The organism is Paracoccus pantotrophus, from assembly GCF_008824185.1.
Lineage (GTDB): Bacteria > Pseudomonadota > Alphaproteobacteria > Rhodobacterales > Rhodobacteraceae > Paracoccus > Paracoccus pantotrophus.
The window spans coordinates 1228206-1242799 of sequence record NZ_CP044423.1; the positions used below are offsets into that span (position 1 = coordinate 1228206).

Annotated in this window: 12 protein-coding genes, 1 other RNA gene and 1 pseudogene; 4 read left to right on the forward strand and 10 right to left on the reverse strand. The window is 67.1% G+C overall.

The window, feature by feature from the left end; all coding sequences use genetic code 11:
* Positions 1–7: 7 nt before the first annotated feature.
* A complete protein-coding gene (gene tam, locus ESD82_RS05950) occupies positions 8–775 on the forward strand; it encodes a trans-aconitate 2-methyltransferase (RefSeq protein ID WP_147428768.1) in 768 nt (255 codons plus the stop codon).
* A gap of 97 nt (positions 776–872) precedes the next feature.
* Here tam and rpmG read toward each other — a convergent pair whose 3' ends face one another.
* The 3 genes from rpmG to ESD82_RS05965 all read right to left on the reverse strand — a co-directional run bounded on the left by rpmG (position 873) and on the right by ESD82_RS05965 (position 2063).
* The gene (rpmG, locus tag ESD82_RS05955; RefSeq protein WP_017999830.1) at positions 873–1040 is read right to left on the reverse strand and encodes a 50S ribosomal protein L33; all 168 of its coding nucleotides are present in this window, start codon (positions 1038–1040) and stop codon (positions 873–875) included.
* Between the two features lie 201 nt (positions 1041–1241).
* An RNA gene (gene rnpB, locus ESD82_RS05960) (RNase P RNA component class A) lies at positions 1242–1609 on the reverse strand.
* An 88-nt stretch (positions 1610–1697) separates the two neighbouring features.
* Positions 1698–2063: a winged helix-turn-helix transcriptional regulator gene (locus tag ESD82_RS05965; protein WP_024843326.1), complete on the reverse strand. Its 366-nt coding sequence runs from the start codon at positions 2061–2063 to the stop codon at positions 1698–1700.
* A gap of 83 nt (positions 2064–2146) precedes the next feature.
* On the opposite strand from ESD82_RS05965, the gene ESD82_RS05970 reads away from it, so the two are divergent.
* Positions 2147–3013 (forward strand): SDR family oxidoreductase, encoded by an 867-nt coding sequence (locus ESD82_RS05970; protein WP_147428767.1) that lies wholly within the window; start codon positions 2147–2149, stop codon positions 3011–3013.
* Here the strand turns inward: ESD82_RS05970 and ESD82_RS05975 are convergent.
* The 6 genes and pseudogenes from ESD82_RS05975 to ESD82_RS06000 form a co-directional block, all read right to left on the reverse strand.
* Positions 3010–5424 carry an ATP-dependent helicase gene (locus tag ESD82_RS05975; RefSeq protein ID WP_147428766.1) on the reverse strand — a complete coding sequence of 805 codons (2415 nt, stop codon included), beginning with the start codon at positions 5422–5424 and terminating at the stop codon, positions 3010–3012. The genes ESD82_RS05970 and ESD82_RS05975 overlap by 4 nt on opposite strands.
* A 55-nt stretch (positions 5425–5479) precedes the next feature.
* Complete coding sequence (locus ESD82_RS05980) at positions 5480–5761, reverse strand: hypothetical protein (RefSeq protein ID WP_147428765.1); 282 nt, start codon at positions 5759–5761, stop codon at positions 5480–5482.
* A gap of 20 nt (positions 5762–5781) precedes the next feature.
* Positions 5782–6711: pseudogene (folE2, locus tag ESD82_RS05985) on the reverse strand (GTP cyclohydrolase FolE2); the annotation flags it as partial.
* A gap of 118 nt (positions 6712–6829) precedes the next feature.
* A complete protein-coding gene (gene metZ, locus ESD82_RS05990) occupies positions 6830–8026 on the reverse strand; it encodes an O-succinylhomoserine sulfhydrylase (protein WP_147428764.1) in 1197 nt (398 codons plus the stop codon).
* 69 nt (positions 8027–8095) lie between these two features.
* Positions 8096–8701 (reverse strand): inner membrane-spanning protein YciB, encoded by a 606-nt coding sequence (locus ESD82_RS05995; protein WP_024843331.1) that lies wholly within the window; start codon positions 8699–8701, stop codon positions 8096–8098.
* 95 nt (positions 8702–8796) lie between these two features.
* Entirely contained in the window at positions 8797–9894 is a 1098-nt protein-coding gene (locus ESD82_RS06000; protein WP_147428763.1) for a DUF1223 domain-containing protein, read from the reverse strand.
* A 258-nt stretch (positions 9895–10152) separates the two neighbouring features.
* Here ESD82_RS06000 and acnA point away from each other — a divergent pair, with 258 nt between their 5' ends.
* Together acnA and ESD82_RS06010 are read left to right on the forward strand one after the other, a co-directional pair.
* Positions 10153–12912, forward strand: coding sequence for an aconitate hydratase AcnA (acnA, locus tag ESD82_RS06005; RefSeq protein ID WP_147428762.1), 2760 nt, complete (start codon positions 10153–10155; stop codon positions 12910–12912).
* Between the two features lie 230 nt (positions 12913–13142).
* Positions 13143–13757 (forward strand): hypothetical protein, encoded by a 615-nt coding sequence (locus ESD82_RS06010; RefSeq protein ID WP_024843334.1) that lies wholly within the window; start codon positions 13143–13145, stop codon positions 13755–13757.
* A 150-nt stretch (positions 13758–13907) separates the two neighbouring features.
* On the opposite strand, the gene rpsD is transcribed toward ESD82_RS06010, so the two are convergent.
* A complete protein-coding gene (rpsD, locus tag ESD82_RS06015; RefSeq protein WP_024843335.1) occupies positions 13908–14528 on the reverse strand; it encodes a 30S ribosomal protein S4 in 621 nt (206 codons plus the stop codon).
* Positions 14529–14594: the final 66 nt, after the last annotated feature.

Genomic DNA, 14594 nt, shown 5'->3' on the forward strand with positions numbered 1-14594 from the left:
GAACGCCATGCGATGGTCGGCCACGCAATATGCGAAATTCCTGGACGACCGCACCCGACCGGCGCGCGACCTGCTGGCGGCGCTGCCGCTGGAGGCGCCGGACCTCGTGGTGGACATCGGCTGCGGCCCGGGCAATTCGACCGCCCTGCTGGCCGAGCGTTTCCCCGGCGCGCAGGTCGTCGGCCTTGATCCCGATGCCGACATGATCCGCACCGCCCAGGCCGCCCTGCCCGGCTGCTGCTTCGTGCAGGGGAATGTCGAAAGCTGGCGTCCCGAGACGCCGCCCGACCTGATCTTTGCCAATGCCTCGCTGCAATGGGTGCCCGATCACCGGGTGCTGCTGCCGCATCTGGTCGGGCTGCTGCGCCCCGGCGGCGCGCTGGCGGTGCAGATGCCCGACAACCTGGACGAGCCGAGCCATGTGGCCATGCGCCGCAGTGCCGCCGATCCGCGCTGGTCGGCCCGGCTGGCGGCGGCGGCCGGACAGCGCCAGCCGCTGCTGTCGCCGGTGGCACTGCATGCGCTGCTGCGCCCCCTCTGCGCGCGGGTCGATGTCTGGCGCACGACCTATCATGTCGAACTGGACGGGCTGGAGGGCATCGTGGGCTGGTTCCTCGGCTCGGCGCTGCGGCCCTATCTGGACCGGCTGGACAAGGCCGAGCGGCCGGCATTCCTGGCCGCCTATCGCCGCGAGATCGCGCCGCATTACCCCGAGGTCGCGGGGCGGGTGCTGCTGCCTTTCCCGCGCAGCTTCCTGGTCGCCACGGCCCTTTGACGGGCCAGGCCGGCAGGTCCAAAGGGCAGCAACCCAAAGGGAAAGACCGCGCCCTTGCGGGGCGCGGCCTTGCATGATCCCGTCGAAAGGGCAGATCTTACTTGATCTTGCCTTCCTTGTACTCGACATGCTTGCGGGCAACCGGGTCGTATTTGTTGACCGTCATCTTTTCGGTCATCGTGCGGGCATTCTTCTTGGTGACATAGAAATGCCCGGTCCCGGCGCTCGAGTTCAGACGGATCTTGATCGTCGTCGGCTTCGCCATCTGTTTCGCTCCTGCTGCGGGGCAAAATGCGTCTCGCCAACCCCGTGAAATTCTCTTGAAGCCCGCCTTTTAGCGGCGAAGCCGGCGAAGTCAACCGGGAATCAACCAGGAATCGACCGTCTCGACTTGCCATCGGTTGAAGAGACAACCGTAAAGGCGAGCCTTTTACTGCAAACTCGACTGACAATTCTCTGAACTGATTTGCGCGGACGGCCTGTAAGCCGGATCCTGTTCCGGGGTTGCCCCCTTCGATGACCATTCCTCTGGTCCCGCCATTGCTGACGGGATCTAGCTGCCAACCCGGACCTGCTGGGGCAAAGGCGGCCCTGTCTTGCGACGCGCGGTCCCTATTCGGCATTGCTCCCGGTGGGGCTTGCCGTGCCGGGGCTGTTGCCAGCCCCGCGGTGGGCTCTTACCCCACCGTTTCACCCTTGCCCATGCATGCATGGGCGGTCTCTTCTCTGTGGCGCTTTCCCTGGGGTTGCCCCCGCCGGGCGTTACCCGGCACCGTGCCTTCATGGAGTCCGGACTTTCCTCGACGTTGCCGCCGCGGTCATCCGGCCATCCGCGCAAGGGTCAGATAGGGCCCCGCGCCTTCGGGGTCAAGCGCCGTGCCGGTCGCGCCGCCGCATGGGTACTTGGACAACGCAGAAAGGGTCAGGCCCGCGTCCAGCCACGCGCGATCCGGGGCAGCGAATCCTCGATCCAGCCCAAAAGCGCGCCGACCCGCAGCGCCGCCTCGTGTCCGAGCGGGGTCAGGGCATATTCCACATGCGGCGGCACGGTCTGGAAATCGCGGCGCAGCACCATGCCGTCCGCCTCCAGCCCCTGAAGCGTCTGGGCCAGCATCCGCTCGCTGATGCCGCCGATGCGCCGGCGCAGGGCGGAAAAGCGATGCGGCCCCTCGGCCAGCACGCGCAGCACCAGCATGCCCCAGCGCCCGGTCAGCCGGCGCAGCACATCGCGCGAGGGGCATTCCGCCGCCATCAGGTTGCCTCGGTCGAAGGGATCGGAATTTTTCACACTAACATCTCCGTCAGTACTTACGATCAGTAAGTTAGATATCTACCTTTCGCCGCACAAGCCATTCACGAAAGGAAAGACAGATGACCGTCGCCGTCACCGGAGCCACCGGCCAGCTTGGCCGCCTGACCATCGCCCGGCTGAAGAGCCTGCTGCCAGCGGGCGGGATCGTCGCGCTGGCCCGCAATCCCGGAAAGGCCGCCGACCTTGGCGTCGAGGCCCGCGCCTTCGACTACGACCGGCCCGAGACGCTGGCCGCCGCATTGCCGGGCGTGGAGCGGCTGCTGCTGATCTCGTCGAGCGAACTCGGCAAGCGCGCCGGCCAGCACCGCGCGGTGATCGAGGCCGCGAAGGCTGCCGGAGTCGGGCAGATCGTCTATACCAGCCTGCTGCATGCCGACCGCTCGCCGCTGTCTCTGGCCGAGGAACATGTGGCGACCGAGGCCATGCTGGCCGAATCGGGCATTCCCTACGCCGTCCTGCGCAATGGCTGGTATGCCGAGAACTATACCGGCGCGATCCCGGCGGCGCTGGCGCATGGCGCGCTGATCGGCGCGGCGGGCGAGGGCCGGATCTCGGCTGCCGCGCGCGCGGATTATGCCGAGGCCGCCGCCCTGGTGCTGGCCGGCGAGGGCCATTTGGGCAAGGCCTATGAACTGGCCGGCGACGAGGGCTGGACCCTGGCAGGGCTTGCCGCCGAGCTTTCGGCGCAAAGCGGCAGGGCGATCCCCTATCGCGACCTGTCGCAGGCCGATTACGCCGCGGCGCTGACGGGCGCGGGCCTGCCCGAGGGGCTGGCCGCAGCGATCGCAAGCTGGGATGCCGGCGCCGCGCAAGGCGCGCTGTTCGACGACAGCCGCACGCTGTCGCGGCTGATCGGACGCCCGACCGCGACGCTGGCCGAAGTGGTGGCCGAAGTGGTGGCCGAGGCGGTGCGCGACGCGCTTTAGAACGGCACGTCGTCCAGTGCGCCGCCCCCCTGGGCGGGCTGCGAGGCGGGCTGCACATAGCCCGCCTTCACCGTCTTGAAACCGGTGGGGAACTGGATGGTCAGCGTGTCCTCGGCAATGCCCATGATCGTGCCATTGCCGAATTTCTGGTGAAACACCCGGTCGCCCACCGAAAACCGCGCCGCCGGCTCGGCGTCGATCACTACCGGGGTGCGGTGGACGGGCTGGGCCCGCTGGGCGGAGCGTTCCTGCATGCGTTTCCAGCCGGGCGAATTGTAGACATCCGCCCGCGCCGCGCGTTCGTGCATCACCGATTGCGCGAAGGGCTGCCCGAAGGACTGCGCCGCCGCGCCATAGCCGCCGCCGTAAAGGCCGGGCGGCGTCAGCACCTCGACATGATCCTCGGGCAGTTCGTCGATGAAGCGCGAGGGCAGCGAGGACTGCCATTGCCCATACATGCGGCGGTTGCCGGCGAAGCTGATCGTCACCAGCTCCTCGCCGCGGGTGATGCCGACATAGGCCAGGCGCCGCTCCTCCTCGAGCCCCTTCATGCCGCTTTCGTCCATGCTGCGCTGGCTGGGGAACAGCCCGTCCTCCCATCCGGGCAGGAAGACGATGGGGTATTCCAGCCCCTTGGCGGCGTGAAGGGTCATGATGCTGACCTCCTCGGACTGCTCGCCCTTGTCATTGTCCATGACCAGCGCGACATGCTCGAGGAAACCCTGGAGGTTTTCGAATTCCTCCAGCGCCTTCATCAATTCCTTCAGGTTGTCCAGCCGCCCCGGCGCGTCGGGCGACTTGTCGTTCTGCCACATCGCGGTATAGCCGGATTCGTCCAGGATGCGCTCGGCCAGCTCGACATGGTTCACCGAGGCGTCCAGCGCATCGGCATGCCAGCGGCCCATCGCCTCGGTGAACTGCCGCAGCGCCCCTGCCCCCTTGCCGCCAAGCGCGCCGGTGGCGACGGCCGAGGCGGCGCCTTCCAAGAGCGACAGGCCGCGTTCCCGCGCCTCGATCTGGATCTTCTGCACCGCCTTGTCGCCCAAGCCGCGCTTGGGCACGTTCACGATGCGCTCGAAGGCCAGGTCGTCGGTGGGGCTGACCGCCAGCCGGAAATAGGCCATGGCGTCGCGGATCTCGGCCCGCTCGTAGAAGCGCGGACCGCCGATCACCCGATAGGGCAGGCCGATAGTCATGAAGCGGTCCTCGAAGGCCCGCATCTGGTGGCTGGCGCGCACGAGGATGGCGATGTCGTTCAGGCTGCGCCGGCCGATGCTGTGGCGATGCCCGCCGTGGAAGGCCTCGATCTCCTCGCCGATCCAGCGCGCCTCGGCCTCGCTGTCCCAATGGCCGATCAGGCGGACGCGCTCGCCCTCCTCGGCCTCGGTCCACAGCGTCTTGCCGAGCCGGCCCTTGTTCGCCGCGATCAGCCCGGAGGCGGCGGCGAGGATATGCGGGGTCGAGCGATAGTTCTGTTCCAGCCGGATCACCTGCGCGCCGGGGAAATCGCTTTCGAAGCGCAGGATATTGCCGACCTCGGCGCCGCGCCAGCCATAGATCGACTGGTCGTCGTCGCCCACGCAGCAGATGTTGCGATGCCCGGACGCCAGCAGCCGCAGCCACATGTATTGCGCGACGTTGGTGTCCTGGTATTCGTCCACGAGGATATAGCGGAAACGGTCCTGCCAGGTCCGCAGCACGTCGGGATGCGCCTGGAACAGGTTGACGCAATGCATCAGCAGGTCGCCGAAATCGACCGCGTTCAGTTCCAGCAGCCGGCGCTGATAGGCGGCGTAAAGCCGCCCGCCCCAGCCGTCGAAGGCGCGTTCCTCGCCCTTGGGCAGCTTTGCCGGGGACAGGCAGCGGTTCTTCCAGCCGTCGATCAGATGCGCCAGCTGCCGCGCCGGCCAACGCTTTTCGTCGATATTCTCGGCCTGGATCAGTTGCTTCAGCAGCCGGATCTGGTCGTCGGTGTCCAGGATGGTGAAGCTGGGCTTCAGGTGCAACTCGCCGTCGCCGATCAGTTCAGCATGGCGGCGCAGGATCTTGACGCTGATCGAGTGGAAGGTGCCGAGCCAGGGCATGCCCTCGACCATCTCGCCCAGAAGCCGGCCGACGCGGTCCTTCATCTCGCGCGCGGCCTTGTTGGTGAAGGTCACGGCCAGGATCTGCCCCGGTCGCGCGCGGCCGAGATTCAGCAGATGCGCGATGCGCGTGGTCAGGGCGCGGGTCTTGCCGGTGCCGGCGCCGGCCAGCAGCAGCACCGGCCCGTCCAGCGCCTCGACCGCGGCGCGCTGCGCCGGGTTCAGCCCGTCCAGATAGGGCGCCGGCCGCGCGCCCATGGCACGCTGGGAAAGCGGCACCGGGGCGGCTGCGGCCTCGAAAGCGTCCGAGTCGTCGAAATTGCTCATGCCCGCACCATAGCCCCGCATCCGCGCTCGGGAAAGCCTGTCGTTCCCATTTCGTTCACATGCCGCCTACCGCGGCGGCGAGTCCCCAGAAAACCAGAAGGGCCGGGGCGAGAAAAACCGCACCCACCGCGTAAAGCCGGATGCGTTCGCGGCGGTTGCGCGGGTGGTGCCAATCCAGAAACCCCTGACCGTCGAACAGCGGATTGGCGTGGAGCATCCCGAACGCGAGGGGACCGGACGACCGCCCCTCGGTCAGCCGCCGCAGGCGCCATTCAGGATAGCGATGGCTCAGGCAAAGCCAGATTGCCGCCAGCCGGGCCGCCAGGAGACAGGCCATTCCGCTGGACAACCATAGCATTACGCCCTGAGGCCGGCGAAGATCGCGGGGTCCAGGCTGGCATGGGCGAAGGTCTCGCCCTGGGTCAGCACCGAGACCGCGTCATGGGAATGCAGCGATTCCTGGTGACTGGCGACGACGCGGAAATCGGCGATGCGCGGCTCGGCCATCAGTTCGGCGGCAAAGGCGCGCACCGCATCCTCGACGAAGATCGGGTTAGCGGCGTTCAGCTCGGCAAAGGCCTGCTCGTCCTCGCGCTTGACCATGACCTGGGTTTCGGTGGCGACGGCGCGGCGGCACAGCGCCACCATGTCCTCGAACCACAGCGTGTCGCCCTGCATCACCGCCGAAATGCGCGCCACCGACCGCTGCGAATGCGGCGTCGCCAGCTGGCCGCGCATCTGGCGGGCATGCTCGCTGAGTTCCAGCGAGCAGGGGCAGGTCGAGGAATACACATAGTCGAAATGCATGATCCGCAGCCGCTGCCCGGCCCGTTCGGCCAGTTCCAGCGCGATGTCGTAATACTGCCAGCCCGACAGGCCCGAGCGCAGCGATTCGACCCGCATCGGATAGCTGAGCCGCATCATGATGCGGGCATCGAAACTGCCGAGGTCGGATTTGTAATCCTCCAGCGCCGCCTCGAGCACGCCCATCGAGAACTGCTTTTCCGCATGGGCGTAGAACGAGCGCATGATGCGGCTCATGTTGATGCCCTTGCGGTCGGCTTCCAGGCTGACGGTGCCGGTGACGCTGGTTTCCAGCGCGATTTCGCCGCCCTCCTGCGTCTGGTAGCGGATCGGCAGGCGGAAATTCGAGATACCGACATGCTGGATCGGCGCGCGGGCGCCGACGATCAGGCTGGCCGGGCCGTTCTGCAGGTCCGGCAGGCTGGCCTTGTAGCTGTCGTCCACGCGGAAATCGGCCGGGTATTCGCGGCTCAACGCCGGATAGGCGCGTTCGGTGGCGACGGGGCGGGCCTCGGTCATGGTCGTCTCCCTGGCAGGACGGCTCCTATCTGGGGGCTCGGCACCGGAAAAGAAAGGGGGCTCCGGCACGTCCGCCCGGCACTCAGCCCAGCGACCGGCGGATGTCCGCGATCAGGTCGCCCGCATCCTCCAGGCCGATCGACAGGCGCAAGAGGCCGGGAGTGATGCCCAGCGTGGCGCGCACTTCTTCGGACAGGCGCTGATGCGTGGTGGTCGAGGGGTGGGTGACGATGGATTTCGCATCGCCCAGGTTGTTCGAGATCTGGAAGATCCGCATCCGGTCCATCGCCGCGAAGGCCGCCTGCTTGGAGCCCAGGTCCAGGGCGACCATGGTGCCGCCCGCACCCATCTGCCGCATGGCCAGGTCGTGCTGCGGATGGTCGGGCAGGCCGGGATAGATGACGCGGGCGATCCCCGGCTCGTCCCTGAGCGCGGCAGCAAGCTGCAAGGCGCTGTCGGCCTGGGCGCGCACGCGCAGCTCCATGGTGGCCAGCCCGCCCAGCATCATCCAGGCATTGAAGGGGCTGATCGCGCCGCCGGTATGTTTCAGATAGGGCTCGGCCACCTCGCGCACGAATTGGCGCGTGCCGCAGATCACCCCGCCCAGGCAGCGGCCCGAGCCGTCGATATGCTTGGTCGCGGAATAAACCACCACATCGGCGCCCTGCCGGGCCGCGCGGGAATAGACCGGGGTGGCAAAGACATTGTCCACCACCACCAGCGCGCCCACCGCATGGGCCAGTTCCGCGACGGCGGCGATGTCCACCACCTCCAGCGTCGGATTCGACACCGATTCGAAGAACACCGCGCGGGTCGTCGGCCGGATCGCGGCGCGCCATTGCTCAAGGTCGGTGCCGTCGACATAGGTCACTTCGACCCCGAACCGGGCCAGCAGGTCCAGCACATAGAGGCAGGAGCCGAACAGCGCCCGCGACGAGACGATATGGTCGCCCGGCTTGGCAAAGCACATCAGCGCCCCGTTGACCGCCGCCATGCCGCTGGCGGTCGCAAATGCGTCCTCGGTCCCTTCCAGGTCGGCGATGCGGTCCTCGAACATGCGCGAGGTCGGGTTGCCGTAGCGGGCATAGATGAACTCGTCCGGCCCGGTCCCCAGGAAACGCGCCTCGGCCTGTTCGGCACTGTCATAGGAAAAGCCCTGGGTCATGAACAGGGCCTCGGCCATCTCGCCATACTGGCTGCGGCGGATGCCGTGATGGACGGCGCGGGTGCGCGGATGCAGAGGCTGGTTCGGCTCCTGGGGTTTCGACTCCGGGGACATGGCTCGCTCCTGATGCTCAGGGATTGGGGTTAACCCCGCCCGGCCAGCCATGCAAGGGTGCAGCCGGCGCTATTCGCCGTCGCGGGGCTGGGCGTGACGCTCGAACAGGCGGGCGTTGGCGATGAAGAAGACCACCATGATCGCCGGCAGGCCGAAGGTCTTGAAATTCACCCAGGCGGTTTCCGACATCAGCCGCCAGACCGCCTCGTTGGCCGCGGCAAGGCACAGGAACAGCAGCGCCATGCGCAGGGTCAGGATGCGCCAGCCCTCGGCGTTCATCGGCAGCGCCTCGGACAGGACCAGTTCCAGCCAGTTGCGGCGCAAGGCCAGGCTGGTGCCCAGAAGGCCGGCGAAGATCAGGTAGATGATCGTCGGCTTCATCTTGAAGAATTTCGGATCGTTCAGCCAGACCGACAGCCCGCCGAAGACCACGACCAGCACCAGCGTCGCGATCTGCATGGGCGACAGCCTGCCCGTCAGCCGCCACAGCGCCAGCGTGCTGAGCGCCAGCACCGGCACGAAGACCAGCGTGGCCAGGATGAAACCGGAATAGTCCCGCCCCGCCAGGCTGACGGTCTGGTCGCGAAACCGCATGAAGACCAGGAAGAACAGGATCAGCGGGCCGAATTCCAATGCGGCCTTGAGCCAGGGGGCGATCTTGCGCGATTCGGTCAAGGGGGGCTCCTGTCTGGGATGATCATCTGCGGCACGGGCCGGGTTTTGCCCCGGCGCCTGCGCCGGCGCAAGCGGGCGGCGTCCGGCGGCGCGGTTCAATCCAGCCGGATCGCGGCCAGGATCGGTCCGCTGGCCGAGCGCGCATCGCCCCGGCCCAGTTCCTGCGCCAGGATGGCATGGCGGGTATCGGCGGGGAAATCGGCGCTGTTCTGGCTGTCGCGGCGGACGGTCATGCGCAGGGGTGTGCGGCCGTCCCATTCGGCGATGCGCTCGGCCGCCAGCACCACGTTGCGGTATTCCAGCGCGATGCCACGGTTCTCGCCGGCCTTGATCGCCACCCGCCGCTGCGGCGCATAGCGCACCAGGATGATCGCCACCCGGTCGGCGATGGCGCCGCGCGGCGTCAGCTCGATGCGATAGCCGTCCTTGCCCTGGCTGGACGAGACCATGACCGGCGCCGGCCGCGCCATCTGCGTCTGCAGCAGGCCCATCAGTTCGGCCGGGCGCAGCGCGATCAGCGTATCGGTGCCCCCGACGACGATCTGCGGCGTATAGATCGCGCGCTCGCCGGCCTGGTGGGCATAGACCTGCTGGCGGCGGGTGAACTCGGGGCGGGCGAATTCATCGGCCCAGCCCAGATAATCCCAGTAGTCGACATGCCAGGACAGCGCCAGGACGTCCTCGCGATCGGCCAGATCGGCCAGCAATTCGTCGGCGGGCGGGCATGACGAACAGCCCTGCGAGGTGAAAAGCTCGACCACCACCGGCGGGTGGCCCACCGGCCCCATCATGCCGGCCCGCGGTTGCACCTCGGCAAAGGAAACCATGGCCGAGGCGGCCAGCGCACCGGGGTCGATGACCGGCGGCATGCCCTCGGCGGGCACGCCCGGCGCGCCTTCGGGGGCCTCGATCAGGCCGATGATGCCATCATCATCCTCTTCCTCGGTGGCGACGGCGGACGGGGCCGGGGGCGCAAAGGCCGCCGCATCGCCGCCTGTCCCCGAGAGCGCCGGCGAAGCTTCCGGCGCGGCTGCGGCTGCGGGCTCGGTGGCCGCCGCGACCCCCGCGTCCTGCGCCAGGGCCGGCGCGGCAAATCCGCCCAGCAACACCCACAGGGCGCAGGCCAGCCCCGGCAGGATCGCCGCGCTTCGTCCCTGCCCCCAAGCCGTCCTCTTGATGCGCCTTGCCGTCATATCGCCCGTTTTCCCGGCCCTTCCGATCCGCAACAGCTAAACCGCCGGGCAGGGGAACGACAAATCAATGCTTTGTTAGTGCCGCGTTCCCTCCGCGTGACCGTGATGCAAAACCCACATCTTGCCGCCGCAGCAGAAATTTGGCATACAATGGCATACAAAGTCTGCCCCGCCCCCTTGAACCCCATGCCGAAAAGGGGCAAATGGCAGGCAGCACCGCCATTCAGCCACCTTTTTCAAGGATAGGGAGCCGAGTCCATGCCCATCGAAACCGGAACCGATACCGCCAAGACGCGCCGCCAGCTTCAGGTGGGCTCTCGGAGCTATGCCTATTACTCGATCGACGCCGCCACCCAGGCCGGCCTGGGCGATTTCTCGAAGCTGCCGGCCTCGCTCAAGGTGGTGCTGGAAAACCTGCTGCGCTTCGAGGACGGCGGCCGCACGGTCAGCGTCGAGGACATCAAGGCCTTCGCCGAATGGGCGCGGCAGGGCGGCCAGAACCCGCGCGAGATCGCCTATCGCCCGGCCCGCGTGCTGATGCAGGACTTCACCGGCGTCCCGGCGGTAGTGGACCTGGCCGCGATGCGCGACGGCATCAAGGCGCTTGGCGGCGACGCGCAGAAGATCAACCCGCTGAACCCGGTGGACCTGGTCATCGACCACTCGGTGATGATCGACGATTTCGGCAACCCACGCGCCTTCCAGCGCAACGTCGAGTTGGAATATGAGCGCAACCTGGAACGCTATACCTTCCTGAAATGGGGGCAAAAGGCGTTCAACAACTTCCGCGTGGTGCCGCCCGGCACCGGCATCTGCCACCAGGTGAACCTGGAATACCTGGCCCAGACCGTCTGGACCGATGCCGACCAGGCGGGCGAGACCGTCGCCTATCCCGACACGCTGGTCGGCACCGACAGCCACACCACCATGGTCAACGGCCTGGCCGTGCTGGGCTGGGGCGTCGGCGGGATCGAGGCCGAGGCGGCGATGCTGGGCCAGCCCGTCTCGATGCTGATCCCCGAGGTCGTGGGCTTCAAGCTGACCGGCAAGATGATGGAAGGCACCACGGCAACCGACCTGGTGCTGAAGGTCGTGGCCATGCTGCGCAAGAAGGGCGTGGTGGGCAAGTTCGTCGAATTCTACGGCGAGGGGCTAGACCACCTGCCGCTGGCGGACCGCGCCACCATCGCCAACATGGCGCCCGAATACGGCGCGACCTGCGGCTTCTTCCCCATCGACGCCGAGACGCTGCGCTACCTGCGCAACACCGGCCGCGACGAGGAGCGCATCGCGCTCGTCGAGGCCTATGCCAAGCAGAACGGCTTCTGGCGCGGCGCGGATTACGAGCCGGTCTATACCGACACGCTGCACCTTGACATGAGCGATATCGTCCCCGCGATCTCGGGTCCGAAGCGCCCGCAGGACTACACGCCGCTGAACCTGGCCGCCCGCGCCTTCTACAAGACCGTGGCGGAATATCGCGGCGTGGACATGTCGGCCGCGGCCGAGGAAATGGTCGAGGAAGGCGGCGGCGTGGTCGCCACTTCGGGCACCGACGTGCGCAAGTCCGTGGCGGTCGAGGGCAAGGACTACACCATCCGCGACGGTTCGGTGGTGATCGCGGCGATCACCTCCTGCACCAATACCTCGAACCCCTATGTGATGATCGGCGCCGGCCTGGTGGCGCGCAAGGCGCGCGCGCTCGGCCTGACCCGCAAGCCCTGGGTCAAGACCTCGCTCGCGCCCGGCTCGCAGGTGGTGGGCGAATACCTGGAGGCGGCCGGGTTGCAGGAGGATCTGGACGCCATCGGCTTCAACCTGGTCGGCTATGGCTGCACCACCTGCATCGGCAACTCGGGGCCGCTGGGCGATGCGGCGATCTCCAAGGCGATCCATGACAACGACCTGGTCGCCACCGCCGTGCTGTCGGGCAACCGCAACTTCGAGGGCCGCATCTCGCCCGACGTGCGCGCGAACTACCTGGCCTCGCCGCCGCTGGTCGTGGCCTATGCCATCGCCGGCGACGTGAACATCAACCTGACCAAGGATCCGATCGGCCAGACCCCCGAGGGCAAGGATGTCTACCTCAAGGACATCTGGCCGACCTCGCAGGAGGTCGCGGAACTGGTCGAGGCCACCGTCACCCGCGAGGCCTTCCAAAAGAAATATGCCGACGTGTTCAAGGGCGACGAGCGCTGGCAGGCGGTCGAGATCACCGACAGCGAGACCTATGACTGGCCGCCGACCTCGACCTATATCCAGAACCCGCCCTATTTCCGCGGCATGTCCAAGGAGCCGGGCCAGATCAGCAATATCGACGGCGCCCGCATCCTGGCGATCCTGGGCGACATGATCACCACCGACCACATCTCGCCCGCGGGTTCGTTCAAGCCGACCACCCCGGCCGGCAAATACCTGACCGAGCGCCAGGTCGCGCCCAAGGACTTCAACAGCTACGGCTCGCGCCGCGGCAACCACGAAGTGATGATGCGCGGCACCTTCGCCAATATCCGCATCCGCAACGAGATGCTGGACGGGGTCGAGGGCGGCTATACCCTGGGCCCGGACGGGCAGCAGACCTCGATCTTCGACGCCTCGATGGAATATCAGGCGCAGGGCACGCCGCTGGTCATCTTCGGCGGCGTCGAATACGGCGCCGGCTCGTCGCGCGACTGGGCGGCCAAGGGCACCAACCTGCTGGGCGTCAAGGCGGTCATCGCCGAGAGCTTCGAGCGCATCCACCGCTCGAACCTGGTCGGCATGGGCGTGATCCCCTTCGAGTTCACCGGCGGCGAGAACCGCAAGACGCTGGGGCTCAAGGGCGACGAGGTGATCTCGATCGACGGGCTGGCGGGCGAGTTCAAGCCGCTGTCTCAGGTCGCCTGCACCATCCGCTATGCCGATGGCAGCGAGAAGGTGATCCAGCTCAAGGCCCGCGTCGATACCGAGGTCGAGATCGAATACCTGGAGAACGGCGGCGTGCTGCATTACGTGCTGCGCAACCTGGCGAAAGCCTGATCCAGCGCCATCGGACAAGAATGACGGGCCGTCCCTTCGGGGGCGGCCTTCGCTTTTCCGGCGCCGTCCCAGGGGTATTTTAGGAACGAAGAAGCCAGGCTGCCGGAAGAGTATTTGCAAAACGGTGAAACGCAGCGCCGTTCACAATCGGGCAAGCGTAGAGCGAGCGGCTTGCATGGCGGCGGAGCATTCTGGCAAATCGGCACGCAGGGACTGATAAGGGGAAAGCGATGCGCGGGCTGGCGGTGGCTTTGATCGGAGCGATGGGATTGTCGGCGCCGGCAGGCGCACAAGAGAATCCGGCCGGGAACGAGCGGCTCTGGACCTGCGAGACCTCGATCGCCGGCGAGCAGACGGCGATCAACTATGTCCGCGATGACGCGTTTCGCGCGAATGTCGGCCGGCTGGAGAAGAATTTCTCCGGCTGGGGGCGGATCTCCTGTCCCGGCTACGTCACCCTGCGCGAGATCCTGCGGCGCAACCAGATGGCGGACGACGGCAGCTATTGCCTGCTCTGGGACAAGCAGCACGACACCTATATCGGCGCGCAGAAGGGGCCGCGCAAAGGGAATGCGCTATGTCGCAAGACCTTTTGCGAACGGGTGAACACGGCGCGGCAGGCAACCTTCCGCAATGCCAATGCGCTGGCGGTCGCCGGCTATGACGCGGTGACGCAGCGGCCCGGCGCCACGATCCTGGCCGCAACCTCGGGGCAGATGGTCGGCACGCTCGAGGCGGCGGGGGCGGCGGCCATGGGCATGGCGGCCTCGCCGGTGGCAGTGGGCTCGCTGGTGATCGGTTCGGCCGCCGTGGGTGGAAGCCTGTGGTATTGCGCCGAGGAATAGCGCCCCGCCGCCGGCGCTGCGTTTCACCGTTTTGCAAATACTCTTCCGGCACCCCGGCTTCTTCGTTCCTAAAATACCCCTGGGACGGCGCCGGAAAAGCGAAGGCCGCCCCCGAAGGGACGGCCCTGAAATCCTGTGATCCCGGAAGGATCAGTTCTTGGCGTAGAATTCGACGACCAGGTTCGGCTCCATCTGCACGGCATAGGGCACATCGCCCAGGGCCGGAGTGCGCACGAAGGTGGCGGTCATCTTGTTGTGGTCCACTTCCAGGTAGTCCGGCACGTCGCGCTCGGCCAGGCCGACCGATTCCAGCACGATGGCCAGCTGGCGCGACCGCTCGCGGACCGAGATCACGTCGCCTTCCTTGACGCGGTAGGAGGCGATGTTCACGCGCTTGCCGTTCACCTCGACATGGCCGTGGTTCACGAACTGGCGGGCGGCGAAGATGGTCGGCACGAATTTGGCGCGATAGACCACCGCGTCCAGGCGGCGCTCCAAGAGGCCGATCAGGTTCTCGCCGGTGTCGCCCCGGACGCGCTCGGCCTCGGCATAGATGCGGCGGAACTGCTTCTCGGTCAGGTCGCCGTAATAGCCCTTCAGCTTCTGCTTGGCGCGCAGCTGGGTGCCGAAATCCGACAGCTTGCCCTTGCGGCGCTGGCCGTGCTGGCCGGGACCGTATTCGCGGCGGTTGAGCGGCGACTTGGCGCGGCCCCAGATGTTCTCGCCCATGCGGCGGTCGATCTTGTACTTGGCAGCGGTGCGTTTGGTCATCGCTGATCTCCTTCTTTATGTTCTGTTCTCGAAGGGCGTTGTCCTTTGGCATATTGCCCGACAGGA

Bases quoted from the DNA above. Each gene is read 5' to 3' on its own strand.
- tam (WP_147428768.1), top strand. From the start codon at position 8: ATGCGATGGTCGGCCACGCAATATGCGAAATTCCTGGACGACCGCACC.
- rpmG (WP_017999830.1), bottom strand. From the start codon at position 1,040: ATGGCGAAGCCGACGACGATCAAGATCCGTCTGAACTCGAGCGCCGGG.
- ESD82_RS05970 (WP_147428767.1), top strand. From the start codon at position 2,147: ATGACCGTCGCCGTCACCGGAGCCACCGGCCAGCTTGGCCGCCTGACC.
- ESD82_RS05975 (WP_147428766.1), bottom strand. From the start codon at position 5,424: ATGAGCAATTTCGACGACTCGGACGCTTTCGAGGCCGCAGCCGCCCCG.
- ESD82_RS05980 (WP_147428765.1), bottom strand. From the start codon at position 5,761: ATGGCCTGTCTCCTGGCGGCCCGGCTGGCGGCAATCTGGCTTTGCCTG.
- metZ (WP_147428764.1), bottom strand. From the start codon at position 8,026: ATGTCCCCGGAGTCGAAACCCCAGGAGCCGAACCAGCCTCTGCATCCG.
- ESD82_RS06000 (WP_147428763.1), bottom strand. From the start codon at position 9,894: ATGACGGCAAGGCGCATCAAGAGGACGGCTTGGGGGCAGGGACGAAGC.
- acnA (WP_147428762.1), top strand. From the start codon at position 10,153: ATGCCCATCGAAACCGGAACCGATACCGCCAAGACGCGCCGCCAGCTT.
- ESD82_RS06010 (WP_024843334.1), top strand. From the start codon at position 13,143: ATGCGCGGGCTGGCGGTGGCTTTGATCGGAGCGATGGGATTGTCGGCG.
- rpsD (WP_024843335.1), bottom strand. From the start codon at position 14,528: ATGACCAAACGCACCGCTGCCAAGTACAAGATCGACCGCCGCATGGGC.